General features: G+C 36.6%; 15 protein-coding genes. 7 read left to right on the plus strand and 8 right to left on the minus strand.

Annotated elements, in window-relative coordinates; translation table 11 throughout:
- Positions 1-205: 205 nt before the first annotated feature.
- Together RUH95_RS17530 and RUH95_RS17535 are read right to left on the minus strand one after the other, a co-directional pair.
- Entirely contained in the window at positions 206-772 is a 567-nt protein-coding gene (locus RUH95_RS17530) for an NADPH-dependent FMN reductase (RefSeq protein WP_313894192.1), read from the minus strand.
- A 117-nt stretch (positions 773-889) separates the two neighbouring features.
- Positions 890-1648, minus strand: a complete 759-nt coding sequence (locus RUH95_RS17535) for an NAD(P)H-binding protein (protein ID WP_313894193.1) — start codon at positions 1646-1648, stop codon at positions 890-892.
- A 124-nt stretch (positions 1649-1772) separates the two neighbouring features.
- Here RUH95_RS17535 and RUH95_RS17540 point away from each other — a divergent pair, with 124 nt between their 5' ends.
- From RUH95_RS17540 to RUH95_RS17550, 3 genes are read left to right on the plus strand one after another with little or no spacing between them, the layout of a single operon-like run.
- Positions 1773-2777, plus strand: coding sequence for a hypothetical protein (locus RUH95_RS17540; protein WP_313894194.1), 1005 nt, complete (start codon positions 1773-1775; stop codon positions 2775-2777).
- Between the two features lie 48 nt (positions 2778-2825).
- On the plus strand, positions 2826-3008 hold the full coding sequence (locus RUH95_RS17545) for an SE1832 family protein (protein ID WP_313894195.1): 183 nt from the start codon (positions 2826-2828) through the stop codon (positions 3006-3008).
- A 33-nt stretch (positions 3009-3041) separates the two neighbouring features.
- Complete coding sequence (locus RUH95_RS17550) at positions 3042-4610, plus strand: ABC-F family ATP-binding cassette domain-containing protein (RefSeq protein ID WP_313894196.1); 1569 nt, start codon at positions 3042-3044, stop codon at positions 4608-4610.
- Positions 4611-4743: 133 nt separating this feature from the next.
- On the opposite strand, the gene RUH95_RS17555 is transcribed toward RUH95_RS17550, so the two are convergent.
- Positions 4744-5292 (minus strand): RNA polymerase sigma factor, encoded by a 549-nt coding sequence (locus tag RUH95_RS17555; RefSeq protein WP_313894197.1) that lies wholly within the window; start codon positions 5290-5292, stop codon positions 4744-4746.
- Positions 5293-5426: 134 nt separating this feature from the next.
- On the minus strand, positions 5427-6677 hold the full coding sequence (locus RUH95_RS17560; protein WP_313894198.1) for a hemolysin family protein: 1251 nt from the start codon (positions 6675-6677) through the stop codon (positions 5427-5429).
- A gap of 142 nt (positions 6678-6819) precedes the next feature.
- On the opposite strand from RUH95_RS17560, the gene RUH95_RS17565 reads away from it, so the two are divergent.
- Positions 6820-8217, plus strand: coding sequence for a dipeptidase (locus RUH95_RS17565; protein WP_313894199.1), 1398 nt, complete (start codon positions 6820-6822; stop codon positions 8215-8217).
- A gap of 60 nt (positions 8218-8277) precedes the next feature.
- Positions 8278-9039: a hypothetical protein gene (locus RUH95_RS17570; RefSeq protein WP_313894200.1), complete on the plus strand. Its 762-nt coding sequence runs from the start codon at positions 8278-8280 to the stop codon at positions 9037-9039.
- Between the two features lie 650 nt (positions 9040-9689).
- Here the strand turns inward: RUH95_RS17570 and RUH95_RS17575 are convergent.
- Both RUH95_RS17575 and RUH95_RS17580 read right to left on the minus strand, forming a co-directional pair.
- Entirely contained in the window at positions 9690-10271 is a 582-nt protein-coding gene (locus tag RUH95_RS17575) for a nitroreductase family protein (protein WP_313894201.1), read from the minus strand.
- An 82-nt stretch (positions 10272-10353) separates the two neighbouring features.
- Entirely contained in the window at positions 10354-12168 is a 1815-nt protein-coding gene (locus RUH95_RS17580; RefSeq protein WP_313894202.1) for a sensor domain-containing diguanylate cyclase, read from the minus strand.
- Positions 12169-12219: 51 nt separating this feature from the next.
- On the opposite strand from RUH95_RS17580, the gene RUH95_RS17585 reads away from it, so the two are divergent.
- The gene (locus RUH95_RS17585) at positions 12220-12792 is read left to right on the plus strand and encodes a glycerol-3-phosphate acyltransferase (protein WP_313894203.1); all 573 of its coding nucleotides are present in this window, start codon (positions 12220-12222) and stop codon (positions 12790-12792) included.
- A 105-nt stretch (positions 12793-12897) separates the two neighbouring features.
- Positions 12898-13749 (plus strand): DegV family protein, encoded by an 852-nt coding sequence (locus RUH95_RS17590; RefSeq protein ID WP_313894204.1) that lies wholly within the window; start codon positions 12898-12900, stop codon positions 13747-13749.
- 182 nt (positions 13750-13931) lie between these two features.
- On the opposite strand, the gene RUH95_RS17595 is transcribed toward RUH95_RS17590, so the two are convergent.
- Together RUH95_RS17595 and RUH95_RS17600 are read right to left on the minus strand one after the other, a co-directional pair.
- Positions 13932-14843 (minus strand): methyl-accepting chemotaxis protein, encoded by a 912-nt coding sequence (locus RUH95_RS17595; protein ID WP_313894205.1) that lies wholly within the window; start codon positions 14841-14843, stop codon positions 13932-13934.
- 80 nt (positions 14844-14923) lie between these two features.
- Positions 14924-16357: a cryptochrome/photolyase family protein gene (locus RUH95_RS17600; RefSeq protein WP_313894206.1), complete on the minus strand. Its 1434-nt coding sequence runs from the start codon at positions 16355-16357 to the stop codon at positions 14924-14926.
- Between the last annotated feature and the right edge of the window lie 12 nt (positions 16358-16369).

A 16369-nucleotide genomic window follows, 5' to 3' on the forward strand; every position in this document is an offset into this window, starting at 1 on the left:
GAGGCATAGTGACTATTTTTTAAGACACACTTTATGTAGAAAACGAACGAAAATAAAAAATTGAATAAAATGGTTAATCAACAAGCTTGTTGAAATATATGAGGTTCGGCAGCGTGGCTTTGGGGCTTTCGCGGTTACTCGTCGAAAAAAAGACTGCAACCAAACTTAGATTACTAAGTTTAGCTACAGTCTACTCGTTATCTATTTATGAATGCGTATCAATCGTTTCTTTCGAAAGAGTTTTGCTCATTTCTGCATACTGCACAAAAACACGAGCCAGTTCACGAAGGCGATTATGCACATCATCCTCAACAATACGATTACTTTCATCAAAATGATCAGTATGTGTATAAACATAGTTTGGCGTCACAAGACATCTGAAGTAATCTAGAATCGGCTTCAACTGATTTTCGATTGCTAAATGATGCTGATACGTTCCACCATTGGCTACAATCGACACCGGTTTATATCGCATCGCCTTTGGATGCAAGAAATCAAACATATTCTTTAACACGCCAGGAATAGATCCTTGGAAAATTGGCGTTGCAATAATATAGCCATCCGCCTGCTCAAATTTACCCACAAGCATCTTCATATCATCATTATACTGATCAAATGGTCGTCCATCTACGAATTGATGGTCGTAATTTGCAAGACTTATAATTTCTAATGAATAATCTGTATTTAACGCTTGTATATGTTCGTTCACTTGTTCTAAAATAGCGCCTGTTTTCGTTCCAATAATCGTTCCGTCTACGAGTAGAATTTTCATAAAACTGAACCTCCTTCTTCCGTTCCTTATTGTATCAAAGAAGAAGCTTGTTTTGAGACATAAATGTTCACATTATGGAAAGTTCATTCTTTTGGCGGAGAGAAGAAAACTCCCCCATCACTCGTCTACTTTATCGTCTTCTACAAATAAATCTTTCTTTTTCTCCCAATTAAACACATCTTCTCGTGCCACTGGTTCTTCTTCTATTTCTTCTATAGGTTTGGCAGTCAAAATTTGAATAGGCTTATAAATATTCACTTCATTTTTATCAGTATGAACTGCATAGTGATACATTGCGTATGCTAGTTGCTTCCCTTCAATAGATCGGAAACGCTTAAACGGCCCGATTAAAAGAGGGTTCAGTAATTGAAACACACCTTCTGCAAGACGTTCGCCTAATCGAAAACCATCCCGATCACCGGTCAATAAAGACGGTCGAAAAATAGAAAGACTAGAAAGTTTTAAATCTATCAATTGCTGCTCCATTTCTCCTTTTACTCGGCTGTAGAAAAAAGGAGATTTTTTATTGGAACCTACTGCTGAAATAATGAGAAAATGCGGGATTCCTCTTTTTTTAGCAAGTGATGCAATTTGCACAGGATAATGCAAATCGACCTTTTCAAAGTTTTCTTTTGTTTTTGCAACTTTCATCGTCGTTCCTAAACAGCAAAAAAGATCATCGGCAATTTCTAAATCTTTATCTTCCAGCTGCTCAAAATCTTTTATTTTCACATCTAACTTTCGATGCGTATATGCAATATCTCTTCTAGCAATAACGGAAACTGCTGCGTATTCTTCACTTTCGCATAATTGCTTTACTAGCAAACTTCCCGTAAACCCTGTTGCGCCAACTACTATAGCTGTTCGTTTTCCCACTGCAATTAACACTCCTCTTTCTAAAAAATCAGCGACTTCTGCCCATGCTTTTCAAATTGCAGTCATATGCAACCAAGCCTTTCCATACAATAACAAGAGAATATCTTGGAAAGGAAGATGAAACTTGAAACTAGCTTATCTTTTAAATACACTTCCGCACCGCGGATTATATCCTGCTGAGAGAGCAAAAATGCTGTTACCGGCCCTAAATACTTCCAACTATCAAATTTTCGTTCCCAGCTCGAATAAAAGCCTAATCCAATACGTAGAAAAGCAAAATTTAGTTCCATGTTTATATACAACTACCGCGTCTTTATTAGCAGCTTTGAAATCATTTAACCCTGACTGCATTATTCACGATAGCGGCAACTCTGAGAAAGATTTTATTCGCAGGTTAAAAGCTCTTGCATGCCCGCTTATACACTTCGATGATCATGGAGATGGCGGACTTTTGGCCGACATTATTTTTCAAACATTACATGAAAATACCAGGGACCACACGAAGGATCATTATCTATATGGTCCTACTGGATATATTCCAGCCCATAAACCTTTATATAAAAATAATAACATGTTACAAGATCCTCCGCATATTGTCGTATGTTTTCCACATGAAGACCCGGAAAATTTAACATATCGAACGCTGAGACATCTCGTTCAGCTGCATATCCCTTTGCAAATTAGTGTATTAGTAGACGAGCATTATAAACATGATATAAACGACCTTAAACGATTCGCGCTCACTCGAAAATCGATTCGAATTATTTCAACGGATGAACCTGAATCGTATATCTATACTAGTGATATCGTCATTTCTTCTGGAGCTTACACCCCGTTCCTAGTCGCACAGTTTCAAATTCCTTGCATTATACTTTGTGCGCATGAAGAAGAGATTAACTTTGCCTTCGCTCAAGAAGTTAACGGCTTCGCCAATCTCGGTTTAGGCAGAAAAATAAAACAATCCTACTTGCAAAATGCAGTGATGGAAATCCTTTTACATGACAATCGCAGGCAAGCATATATGAAAAAACAAGGACATCATCAATTCGATTCCAACTTAAATAAAGTAGTCGAACTTATACACGAAACGATTGCCAATAAAAAAGCAGAGGAAGAAATTGCACGTTAGTAACTTATTTATGCTACAATAAATGCAAAAAGCTGAAGGTGATTATTCATGACTAAACAACAACTACAAGCGCAAATTGCTGAGTTAAAGCTGGACTATATAAACCTACAGGGCGATATGGAAAAACTCGAATCTAATGGACACCCTACTCAAGTAGAAAACGCCGAACGTAGACTTGCCAAAATGGAAGAAGACCTTGCAGAACTAAACAAACAGCTCGCGGATTTGTAATCCGCCGGGCTTTCTTTTTGGAGGAAATAATAGATGAGCTTATTAAACGTAGAAAATTTAGGACACACATTTGGAGATCGAACACTTTTTAAAGATGTTTCATTTCGACTAGTAGAAGGAGAACATGTTGGTTTAGTTGGTGCTAATGGGGTTGGTAAATCCACTATGATGAGCGTTTTAACTGGCGAACTTATTCATGACGAAGGTCGAGTAGAATGGTTACCTGGCACGCATTATGGCTATTTAGATCAGCATACTCGTCTACAATCAGGGCGCACGATGTTCGACACTTTACGCGATGCATTTTTACCTCTTTATCAAAAAGAAGAAGAGCTAAATGAGATTATAGCTAAAATGGCTGATGCAACACCAGAAGAGCTAGAAGAATTGCTTGAACAAATGGCAGAAATTCAAGATGCACTTGATGCTGGGGATTTTTATAGCTTAGATATGAAAGTAGAAGAAGTAGCTCGTGGACTTGGACTAGATGCAATCGGCTTAGATCGTAACGTAGAAGCACTATCTGGTGGACAGCGTACAAAAGTATTACTTGCGAAGCTTTTATTGGAAAAACCGAAAGTATTGTTATTAGATGAGCCTACCAACTATTTGGATGAAGAACATGTTTCTTGGTTATCTAATTATTTAAAGAATTACCCTTATGCATTTTTATTAATCTCGCATGACACGGAATTTATGAACGGCATTGTAGATGTTATTTTCCAATTGGAATTCTCCAAACTAACTCGCTATACGGCGACATATGAGAAATTCTTAGAGCTAGCAGAGTTGAATAAAAATCAACATATTAATGCGTATGAAAAACAGTTAGAGTTCATCAAAAAGCAAGAAGATTTCATCGCTAAAAATAAAGCACGTTACTCGACGACTGGGCGAGCTAAATCACGTCAAAAGCAATTGGACCGCATTGAGCGTATAGACCGTCCAGAAACTGCTGCTAAGCCTGAATTTAGCTTTAAAGAATCACGCAGCTCTGGTCGCTATGTCATCGAAGCCGAACATTTAGAAATTGGCTATGATAACGCACTACTTCCACCGCTAACTTTTACAATTGAGCGCGGAGAGAAAATTGCACTCGTTGGAATGAATGGTGTTGGTAAATCTACTTTACTAAAAACAATGCTTGGTAAAATCCCAGCATTAGGAGGCAAAGTAACACGCGGTGATTTCTTATTCCCTTCTTATTTTGAGCAAGAAGTAAAAGCAGGAAATATTACACCAATCGAAGAAATATGGTCTACATATCCCAGCATGGAGCAAAACCAAGTGCGCGCTGCGTTAGCTCGTACTGGTTTGAAAAGTGATCATATTTCCCGCCAATTATCTAGTTTAAGTGGTGGTGAGCAGGCGAAAGTTCGCTTATGTAAGCTAATGATGGAAGAAACGAACTGGCTTATTTTCGATGAACCTACAAACCATTTAGACATTCATGCAAAAGAAGAACTAAAACGTGCAATGATGGAATTCAAAGGTACGATTATACTCGTAAGCCATGAGCCTGAATTTTATGAAGGCTTGGCAACAAAAGTATGGAACGTGGAAGAATGGTTCTCCACTGGCAAAGAAGTTATCGAAGAATAATAAATACGCAAGCCCCGAGCAAAACTTCGCTCGGGGCTTTTTGTATGTGGGAGATCGTTCGATTGTTTCGGTTATTCGATCGATTCCACAAAAAAGTCGTCCAAATCGAAAGTTTGGAAGACTTTTTTCTCTATTAAACAACTACTAATGATTCTTTCGCTAACTCATCATTCATAATAAGCTCTTTCAAACGTTGTTTCGCTCTAAATAGACGAGACTTCACCGTTCCAATCGAAACTTTCATCACTTCTGCAATTTCAATTAATGAAAACTGATGCACATAGAAATACAGCACCGTTTTTTGATAAATACCGTCCAACTCAGAAACTTTTGAACGGATCATTTCACTAACATCTTCTTTTTCTAATTGTTCCTCTACAGACAACACATCAGCAGCAATTAAATCTAAAATCGACACGTCCAGTTGCTCAGGCTGATTTGCAATATACTTGCTACGTCTTACTTGTTTACGATAACGATCACGGAACGTATTCATACAAATTGTCGTAAGCCACGCTTTCACATGATCTACTTCCTTCATATACGATTCGTATCGAACAACTTTCATCCACACTTCTTGCATTAAATCTTCTGCATCTATTTGATTTTTCGTTAGTTTCAAACATAAGTAATATATGTAACGGTTATATTCTTCATAAATATCTTCTAATTTAACTTGCATCTTTTTCTCCCCCGCTCGGTTTTTCTTGTTAACTCTATAATGCCAAATATTTACCTTTCACTCTATCGTATTCTCTTTCAACTATATTACAAACGTGTAAGGAAAAAATAGGGAATACAAAAACGCAGGAGATGTTAACTCTCCTGCGCTACTTCTTTCTTTATAATTGTTAACGTAACAATACGATTTCGGTCCATTTCATTCACTTCAATGATTAAATTTTCATAAGAAAATTGCTCGTTCTCTTCAGGAACATGCCCAAGCTGCTCCAATACGAAGCCGCCAATTGTCTCACTTTCATTCATAATATTAACTGCGAACATTTGGTTTACTTCTTCGATCTCCAAGCGCGCAGCACATACTAGACGATTGTCCGTCAATTCATGCACTAAAATTTCTTCATCATGATCTGTTTCATCTTCAATTTCTTGGCCAATCATTTCTTCTATTAAATCTTCATGCGTAACAATTCCTAGCGTTCCACCGTATTCGTCTAACACAATCGCCATATGTTTTTTATGCGTCATCATGAGCTTAAACACCTTTTCAACACTTAGAGTTTGCACAACAAACAACGGCTCTCTATCTATAACTGCCTCAAATTTAATAGAAGGTTCAATAGACCAAGCAATTAGCTGCTTCGAATAAAACATCCCAACAATCGTGTCCATGTTTTCATCATATACAGGATATCTCGTATAATAATGCTCTAAAATGGTATCCCTTACTTCTTCATATGTTGCTTCAATTGGAATCCCTACAACTTCTGTCCGATGTGTCGATAATACATCCGATACATCCTTATGCGGAAAATCGAGAATCCCCTTAATACGTTCAGATTCTTCCTCTTCAAATGTACCATCAGTTGATGCAAGATCTACCATGGATAGAATCTCTTCCTTAGAAATCATCGTTTCCTTTACCGCACCATTAGACGCTACACGAATCATCATATTAGTAAGTTTCTCTATTAAATACGTTAAAGGTCTTAAAACCTGAGTCATAAAACGAATAAATGGAGCAACAATAAATACAATCTTTTCTGCAAAAGTAGCAGCAATTGTTTTTGGCAACACTTCACAAAATAAAATAATGAACGTCGTTAAAACAGTAACTGACCAGCCAATATGCCATCCATAATGGGAGGCAACTAATATTAATAATACAGCTAATGCTATATTCGCAATTGTATTTCCTACTAAAATCGCAATAATCATTCGGTCCGGCTTCGATAACTGGGCAAGCAATTTTTCAGCAGCTTTCTCCCCTTGCTCAGCACGTAACTGGACCTTTGTCCTATTAACGGTCATTAAAGCGGTTTCGCTACCTGATAGGAAAAATGAAACAATCAGCGCAATAGCAATTAGTACAAATTCTATGTACAATTTTGTATCCTCCTATAATAATAATAATATTCAAATCGTACCCTATTTCTTTTTATAACTATAGCATACTGGTATTTTAGTTGTCACAATTCTTATGCTATACTATTTCTATTCACGAAATTTTTAGAAAAGAGGGGTTTTAGTGAGCCATTTATCCACTATTGATAACTATTTTACAGAAAAACGAGAACAACATTTAGAGGAATTAAAGCAATTCCTTCGGATACCAAGTATTTCTTCATTATCTGAACATAAAGAAGATATGCAAAAAGGGGCTCAGTGGCTAGCTGACTCCCTAACGAATGCTGGTTTAGAAAACGTACTTGTTGATAAAACAAATGGTCATCCAGTAGTATATGCAGACTGGATGCACGCCGAAGGCAAACCAACAATGCTTATTTACGGTCATTACGACGTCCAACCGGTTGATCCATTAAATTTATGGGAATCAGAACCATTTGAACCACAAATTCGTGAAAATAAATTATATGCACGCGGTGCTAGTGACGATAAAGGACAAGTATTCATGCATGTGAAAGCGATCGAAGCACTTCTTCAAACAACAGGTACACTTCCAGTAAACGTGAAGTTCTTAATTGAAGGAGAAGAAGAAGTTGGTAGCCCTAACTTAGAAGAATATTTAAAAGAACAAAAAGAAAAACTTGCAGCGGACGTTATCGTTATTTCTGATACAGGCATGCAAGGTCCTGGAAAGCCAGCAGTTTGCTATGGTTTACGTGGGCTTTGTGGCGTTCAAATTGATGTAAAAGGTGCAAAAGGCGATCTACATTCTGGACTTTATGGTGGCGGAGTACAAAACTCTATTCACGCACTAGTTTCCATCCTAGATTCATTCCGTGATGCGGAAGGAACGATTGAAGTGGAAGGCTTCTACGATAATGTCCGCCCTCTTCTAGATGAGGAAAGAGAAGCATATAATGCTCTTGGATTCAGTGAAGACGAGCTAAAACAAGAAATTCAAGTAGATGAGCTTTTCGGAGAAAAAGGTTACTCTCATTTAGAGCGTGTTTGGGTACGTCCTACACTTGAAATTAATGGAGTATTCGGAGGCTTCTCAGGCGAAGGGATTAAAACCGTTTTGCCTAGCGAAGCAGGGGCAAAAATCACTTGCCGCCTAGTACCTGACCAAGATCCAGATGAAATCGTTGCTAAGCTTCGAGCACATATCGAAAAACACAAGCCTGCTGGAGTTTCTGTTACTTTAACGGAATTCGATAAAGGAAAACCATTTATCACACCAATCGATCACCCTGCTATTCAAGCGGCTGGTCGTAGTTACGAAAAAGTATATAATGTGCCAACAGCTTATACTCGTGGCGGTGGATCCATTCCAATCGTAGCTGCTTTTGATGAAATTCTTGAACTACCTGTTGTATTAATGGGCTTTGGATTATCTTCTGAAAACTTCCATGCGCCAAATGAACATTTCCACTTAGAAAACTTTGACCAAGGTCTTCGTGTTATCGGAGACTACTACTATGAACTAGCAAAACTTTCTAAAGAGGATTTAAAAAAATAATATATATTAAACGACATGGATTCTATTTCATCCATGTCGTTTTGTATAGGAGGTAAAGCGATGCCCAATTATCTTCTTAGAAAGCTAGTAACAACAGTTATTACTACAGTAATTACGTCTGTATCATTCGTCGCTTACTCATTAATAAGAAATAGTACTGGAATAGACCATAGCCTCGGTTCACAGTTTCTCGGTTGGTTTATGGTTTGGTTTATTTATAGTGGGGCTGTTATTTTTATCTATGGTAGTTTAGTATCCATCGGGATCGATTTCATACAAAGAAAAGGTTTTATTCGGCCAAAATGGCTGTATGTTTTAATCCATGGGCTTTTTGGTATTATGTTCGGGGTATTTGCCCAAGAGTGGTTACTATCAATATACGGTATGCTAATAGCTTCTATGTACGCCATTATTTATAAGTTGTTAAGTAAAATATTGCTAGAAAAGAAAAGTATAAAAATGTTTTTTCTCATACCAAGTGCATTCCTACTGCTATCTTGGGGGTATTTTTATGTAATCTCCGCTCCTATCCCTCTCTTCACAGAAGAAGATGCTGTAGAATTTGCCACTTCAGGAAATGGAACAGTCACAAGTGATTTTCCAAAGAAAGTAGGAAAATGGCAAGGATCTATTGATGGTTTTGAAGTAGAAAGAGCAACAGATGTTAAGCAAATAGCAAAAGAAAAGTATATTGTTACCTTTACGGAAAAATGGGAAAAAGGCTATATTACAGGCACTTGTTTCTATTCCTATATCGTAGAACGCAATTCATCAACTGCAAATGAATTATGTAAAAAGACACCACCCTACTACAAACAATAGATTGGATGCAGTTTCCGGCTCTCTTCAGGCTTATAATTAGGCTATACGATGAACAGGAAAACTTTTAAAGTGTGTTGGAAGCGACTACGCCTCTTCTAACACACTTTTTTTGTTCGGTCATCGTATGGCAAATGTTCGCCTTCCCCTCTCCGGAAACTTTAGTGCCAATTAGTTAAATACTTTTGGCAATAGAAGAAGCAAGTCGGTTCAATCTACTTTGCATGCCGCCAAAGATACAATTTTGTCGGCACTTTGTAGATTTTTACAAAGCGACACTTCTACATCTACACATAAAGTGAAGAAGTAGATGACAAATTTACTTCATTCGAAGATTGTCGATTTGATTCTAACTAAAAGTGAAAATGAACTTTTTTCTCCTCTTACATGAAGGTTATTAATTAGAAAGAACAAGAATACTTGAGGGTTTTTTGTGATACTCGGACATTCTTCTAAATTAGCTGGATGTAGTGAAAAGCGGCGACTCCGGCGGGAAAAACGCGAGCTGAAAGGCCCGCAGGAGCGTCTTTGCAGCGACGAGGAGATTGGAGCCGTGCCCGCAGAAAGCGTCCGCTTGTAACGAAATCCACTCCCTTACCATACTTTCAATCAAAAAAATCCCTGTGAAAATTCACAGGGATTACATCTATTAATTATTCATTTTGCTTTTCAAAAACAGTAACTAACTCATCAATACTTTTACGTACTTTCGGCTTCGGCATTTCATCAAAATAACCTACTTGGAACATACTAATAATACGCTCGCCTTGCTTAACACCCATTGCATCGCGGAACTTTGGATTATCTAAAAATCCAGGAGTTTTCCAGCAAGAACCAATCCCTCTATCCCAAGCAAGCAACTGAGCATTTTGGATAAGCATACTAGCAGATGCATAATCCTCTAAACGCTCTTTTTGACGTGCATCTTCTGGAACAACAACAAACACATAGCCACCTGGAGTAGTGAATTTTTTCATTTGTTTTTCTAAATCTTCCTCTGATAGCTCTTTCCACTTTGGAATTGCAAATTCTTTTAGCACATCATGTAATGCTTCCAACTCTTTCCCACACGCAATAACAAAACGCCATGGCTCTCTTAATTGATGATTCGGTGCCCAAACAGCATCTCCTAAAATAGATAAAAGTGTCTCTCTTTCAACTGGTTGTCCGTTAAATGCTTTTATCGACCTTCGCTGAATAATTGCTTCACGAATAGTTAAAGACTGATCCATCATTTTATAAAAACTCCCTTTTTTATACTTGAATAATTACTAACATCATACCAATTAAACGCTCATATTAAAAGGCTTGCATTTTTTACAACACAGAAACTCGATTTTTGCCATTTGCTTTTGATTCGTATAATGCCTTATCCGCTCTTTCCAAGAGCTGCTCTTTTTCTGTGAACGCATGCTGCTCAGTGGAAGAAACACCAATACTAGCCGTCACGTATTTCCCTTCCTGTCCTGTTGGAAATTTTTGTTCTTCCATTAATATACGTATATTTTCAGCAAACTGCCCTGCCTCTTGTATCGAAGTATTCGGTAAAACAACCGAAAATTCTTCTCCACCGTATCTTGCAACGAATGCATCTTCTTCACATAATCCTTTTACAAGCTGTGAAAATGTTATTAATAACTCATCTCCCGCAACATGACCATACTGATCGTTATATGCTTTAAAATTATCCAAATCCATCATTAGAAGTGTTAAAGGCTCACTTTCTTGAAAGTGAATACCCAAATACTCATCGAAGTATCTTCGATTGTAGATTCCAGTTAATCCATCTAATTGCGTTTGTCGTTTTAACTCTGTATTTTTCATTTTCAGTTCTTCCGTTCTATCTCTTACTTTCTCCTCCAACGATACATTCAATTTTTGCAAGTCTCCTGACAGTCTTTCCGTTTCATCAAACTTGCGGGCGTAATCTTTTCCAAGATTGATTGCTTGAATTACTACGTATAAAAAGAATCCAATAGAAGTAAGAGGAACGCTGTCAATCCAATGGGCGTAAAGTAATACATCATTTATTACAGAAGCAAAAAACAATGTATTTGCTACTAAATTTACTAAAGCGGTCGGTCTTTTTCGCTTATATGCCAAAATCAATACGTATAAAACATAGACCATAAATAATGCGACCAGAACGAAAAAATAAGTAAATATTTCTCGGTACACAACTGGTTGTGTAAATAAAGTAAACATCGTAATACCTAACGTCGCAATTACTCCTATTAACACCGGGAGCAGTTTCAGTTCTTTCGGATACATTATTCGAACTAAACATAAAAACAGGATGAAAAGTACAAATATACTAATTAAATAAAGCCTATCTTGCCATAACCAAGGTAAAATAGGAGCAATTTTTGTAATATAAAATGGTGGCCTCAAAACAGAATACATCGTAATAGCAATACTTATTAATCCAAAAAACAGAAATTCTTTGTTCTCTCTTCTAAAAAAGAAGATAAAAATTTCATAAATCCCCATGACTAATATGGAGCCAATGATAAACATCGTATACGCAAGATGTTTTTGATAATCTATAGACACTTGTTCAGCAGTTCCTATATAAATAGGATTTATCACACCACCGGATGGTTGTAAAAAGTTCGAAACATGTAAAACAATATTTAATTCTTTATTTCTTGGTGTAAAATATACTAAACGATTAGAATATTGCGGTTCACTTGTTTCTATACTAGAACCAACATATCCATTAGATGCAACCCTTACTCCATTAACTGAAAGCGTGTACGATGTATTTTGGTTAGTAGTTGCAATCGCTAAAGTATTCCCAACCTTTTCTTCAGGAATGGTCACTTTTAAATAATAGGTCCCATATCCAAATGGTGTTCCCAACGAACTTTCCCACCTAGACGGAGTCGGCAGCGTCAAATTTAAATGTGGATTCTTATTCAATCGCGATTGTATATCTTTTTCGGATAATAATTCTTCCCAAAAAAATTGCCATTCTCCCGATAACTCAATCGATTTTTCATTCATAAAATCTTGTTGCGTTAATATTAGTTCTCCAGCTTTAGCAATTTTAGGTGGCTGCTTGGATGCTTCTTCGCAGGATGTTAATAAAAATAATAATGGGATGAGTACAAATAAATATTTTATTTTCATAACGTAGCAACCCTTTCCAACTCTCACAATCAAATTCATTGAGGTGATGTAATGTATTTATATTGGTTATGTAGCTATCTTATTGGCAATATACTCACTGCTTGGTGGGTAGGTAAATGGAAAAAGACCGATTTACGTGTGATGCGCAGCGGAAATTTAGGAGCTCGAAATGCTGGTGTCGTCCTTGGTAAACAGGCATTTATTTTAACATTTTTAGGTGATGCATTAAAAGGTACACTTATCGTATATATCGGCTTTTATTATCATTTTTCGTTAGAGATTATTGCAATTGGCGGACTTTTTGTTATTTTAGGCCATCTTTACCCATTTTGGTTAAAATTCAAAGGTGGAAAAGGAATTGCTACTTTTATAGGTGTTGCAATTTTCTTAACACCGTTACAATTTGGCGTTATGGCAGCCTGCTTTTTCGTTATTATAGCTATTTTAAGAAGCGCAACATTAAGTATGATAATTGCCTTCGCATTTTACGCTATCCTCTGTTGGATTGTTCCAGATTTTTTCCATACATGGCCACTGTCCTTCGCTGTTCTCATTATTCTTATTCGCCATCGGTTTGACGTCGAAGAATCTTGGGGCGAAAGATGGTGGAAAAAGAAGGACTAGCTATTATTCTTAGTATAGTAAATATGTAGCGTATTAAACATAAAATGCTCTTTCCTATGATATAATTACTATTAAACAAATAATATATTAGATGGGATGTATAGCATGACAACAAATAAAATAGCTTGGGTAGTAGATAGTACCGCATTTATGAGTGACTTATTAAAAAGTCATCCTGATGTATATGAAGTTCCATTGACTATACATTTCGGACAAGAGCAATTTACGGACGGAGTTGATTTAACTACCGATCAATTGTATGAACGTATTCGAAACTCTAAAGAATCCGCAAAAACTTCCCAACCATCTGCCGGCGAGTTTGCAGAGCTTTATAAAAAACTTGGAGAACAATATGAGGCTATTATCGCAGTTCATGTTTCAGAAAAACTTAGTGGCACTATTTCTTCATCACTGAGTGGGGCAGAAATCGCAGAAGTTCGTATGGAATGCGTAGACTCCTTAGCTTTATCAGTTGGTATTACTGGGCTTGTCGAAAAGGGCATTAGCTTACAAAAACAAGATGTTCCATTTGATGAAATAGCTACTATTTTAAGAAATTCAACGAAAAACTTGCGCAACTATATTTTAATAGGCAACCTAACGCAATTATATAAAGGCGGAAGATTGAATAGTGCGCAGTTTTATCTCGGAAGTTTATTGAAAATAAAACCGATTATTCAAATTAGCGATCAAGGCATTTTACACGAGCTTGATAAAGTTCGTTCTCAGAAAAAAGCATTGCAATATTTAATCGATAAAGTAATCGATGCTAATAAAAATGATGGTGTTACTTCTATTTATTTGATGCATGGAAATGTAATAGAACAAGCGGAAGCATTAAAAAAGGATATTCAACTGCAAGTTCCAAATGTTCAAATTACTATTGGTGAAATTAGTTCCTCCCTCGCTGTTCATGCAGGTGAAGGTACTCTGGCGGTTCTCTGGTTCATACCTTAATATAAAAAAAGAGTCACATTAAGATACATTTAAAACTGTAGCTAAACCCAATTATTTGAGTTTAACTACAGTCTTTTTAGTGGCCTTTAATTTGAAAACGAAGAACCATGATGGCTATCCCTTTAACAATTGTAAAAAGCATGTGTTTTATAAAAAAAAAATCACATAGCTTTACATAGATATCATATTATTTCCGTAAAATCATGCGCTCTTTTTTCTAATTTTTCGGATGAACGTAGAATAGTTTTAAACTCTTCCATTGTCTCATTTACTTGCTCTTGTCCAATCAGGATACTATCATAAACTCTAACGATGCTTTGACTGACTATATTGATTTCTTTTGTAATTAAATCAGTACTATTTTTTACTTCCAAAATCGATTGTTGTACTTTATCTGAGAGTTTTCTTACTTCCTTCGCAACCACGTCAAATCCACGACCTGCTTCTCCTGCACGTGCTGCCTCAATTGCAGCATTTAATGCTAACAGATTAGTTTGTGCAGCAATATTTCTAATGGTATTGGTAATACCGTTTATTGAGTCTGCCTGTGTTTGAAGTGTCGATAGGTTTTCAAGGTTTTGTTTAGATTCTTTTGCTACGCTGTCTATTGTTTCTAAAAGAAAACTACTTTTCTTAATGCCTCCATTTGCCTTTTCATGAAGTTTCTCGGACATATCGGTAAGTTCTTCAGCAACAGTTATTACTGCATTTTGTCTTCCTGTAATATTTGTTGCAATTTTTGTAACTCCTATTACCTCTTTGTTGGAATCACCAAAAATAGGCATGTAGGTGGCTTCTAACCAAATCCTACTATTATTTTTATCTCTTCTCTCAATTTTATCTTGAAAACTTTTTCCTTCAAATAAATTCTTCCAAAACTCTTTGTATGAAGGACTATCCGTAAATTCCTTAAAACAGAATTCTGAGTGATGTTTTCCATACATCTCTTCTAGAGAGTATCCTAGAGAGTTAGAAAATAGTTCATTCACATAAGCGACTTTACAATTTGTATCAAACCGAACGATTGCTAAATGTTTTTCAATTGCCTTCACTACTAACTCATCTCTTACTATTATTTTTTCAAGGTGTTTCACTTAGGTTGCTCCTCATAAGGTATATTCCAATAAAAATCAATTTTTTTGCAGTAAAATGCTACCACTTTAGTATTACTGTACTAATTTTTAATTTGCGCGTATGCCTCTAATGCACGCATTCTGGCAAACGAATGATCAATAATAGGCAGAGGGTATGTCTTTCCAAGTACAACGTCACATTCCATTAGTACATTTTTAGGCGCTTTCCAAGGTTCATGAATATACTTCGAAGGAATTTTTGCGAGTTCAGGAACCCATTTGCGAATGTATATTCCGTCTGGATCAAACTTTTTACTTTGGATAATTGGATTGAATATTCGGAAATACGGTGCTGCATCTATTCCTGAGCCAGCAACCCATTGCCAGCCCATCGCATTGTTAGCAGCATCAAAATCAACAAGTGTTTTCTTGAACCATTCAGATCCCTCTTCCCATGAAATGAGTAAGTGTTTAGTTAAAAATGAAGCGACAACCATACGAATCCTGTTATGGATTGTACCCGTCTCCCATAATTCTCGCATTCCTGCATCTACAAGAGGATAACCAGTCAAACCTTTTTGCCATTTTAAAAATTCTTCATCAGACCCTCGCCAAGGAAACTTTTTAAACTTCTCACGTAAAGGGGTATGTAGTATTGTTGGAAAATAAATAAGCTGGTTATAAGCGAACTCTCTCCATATTAATTGCCTCAAAAAAGCTTGGATGGACTCATGCATGTACTCCGATGATTCTATCTCATTTAATCCCTTAACCGAATGCCATATGGCTCTAACACTAATATCTCCCCAAGCTAAATGAGCCGACAATAAGGAAGTAGAACTTGAGCTAGGGATATCTCGGTCCTTAACATAACGACTCAGTCCTTCAGAAGTGAAATTTCCCCATTTCTTAATAGCACCATTTTCACCAGGATCCCAATACATATGGAACTTTTCGTCCCAACCTATAGTTGATAACAAACCAAGATCACTAACTCGCAAAGTTGGTATTGATTTATTGTATGAAACCATATTAACTGGTACAGAAAGTGGTAGATTTACCGACTCAATCATCGTTTTTTTCCAAAAAGACGTAAACACTTTATATGGCTCATTCTTTTGGTTCAATAAATTGCTAGGAGTAAAAAGTAAATTTGCTGAAAATAAACGAACTTCTAACCCTCTTAAAAGCAAGCTTTTTGTAATCTCACTATCTCTGCTAATGATGAAGGGTTCAAATCTTTCAGCAAAAAAAACTGCATCTGCTTTCGTTTGTTTACATATCGAAGTAAGTTCTTCCAAACTATTACCTAATCTTAAAATGAGAGGTAAACCTTTCGCTTTAAGATTTCTCTCTAATGTAAGTAAAGTATGATGAAGCCACCATCGTGTTGCTTCGCTACCTGCATATTCCCTCTCTTCTTCCTCTGACCAGATAAAAACAGGAATGATTATGCCTTGCTTAGCTGCTTCCCACAGTACTGGATTATCATGCAACCGTAAATCTTTTCTGAACCAAACGATTATTTTTTTCAACTATATCTCATC

The sequence above is a fragment of the Psychrobacillus sp. genome, assembly GCF_032154225.1.
In the GTDB taxonomy this organism is placed as follows: domain Bacteria; phylum Bacillota; class Bacilli; order Bacillales_A; family Planococcaceae; genus Psychrobacillus.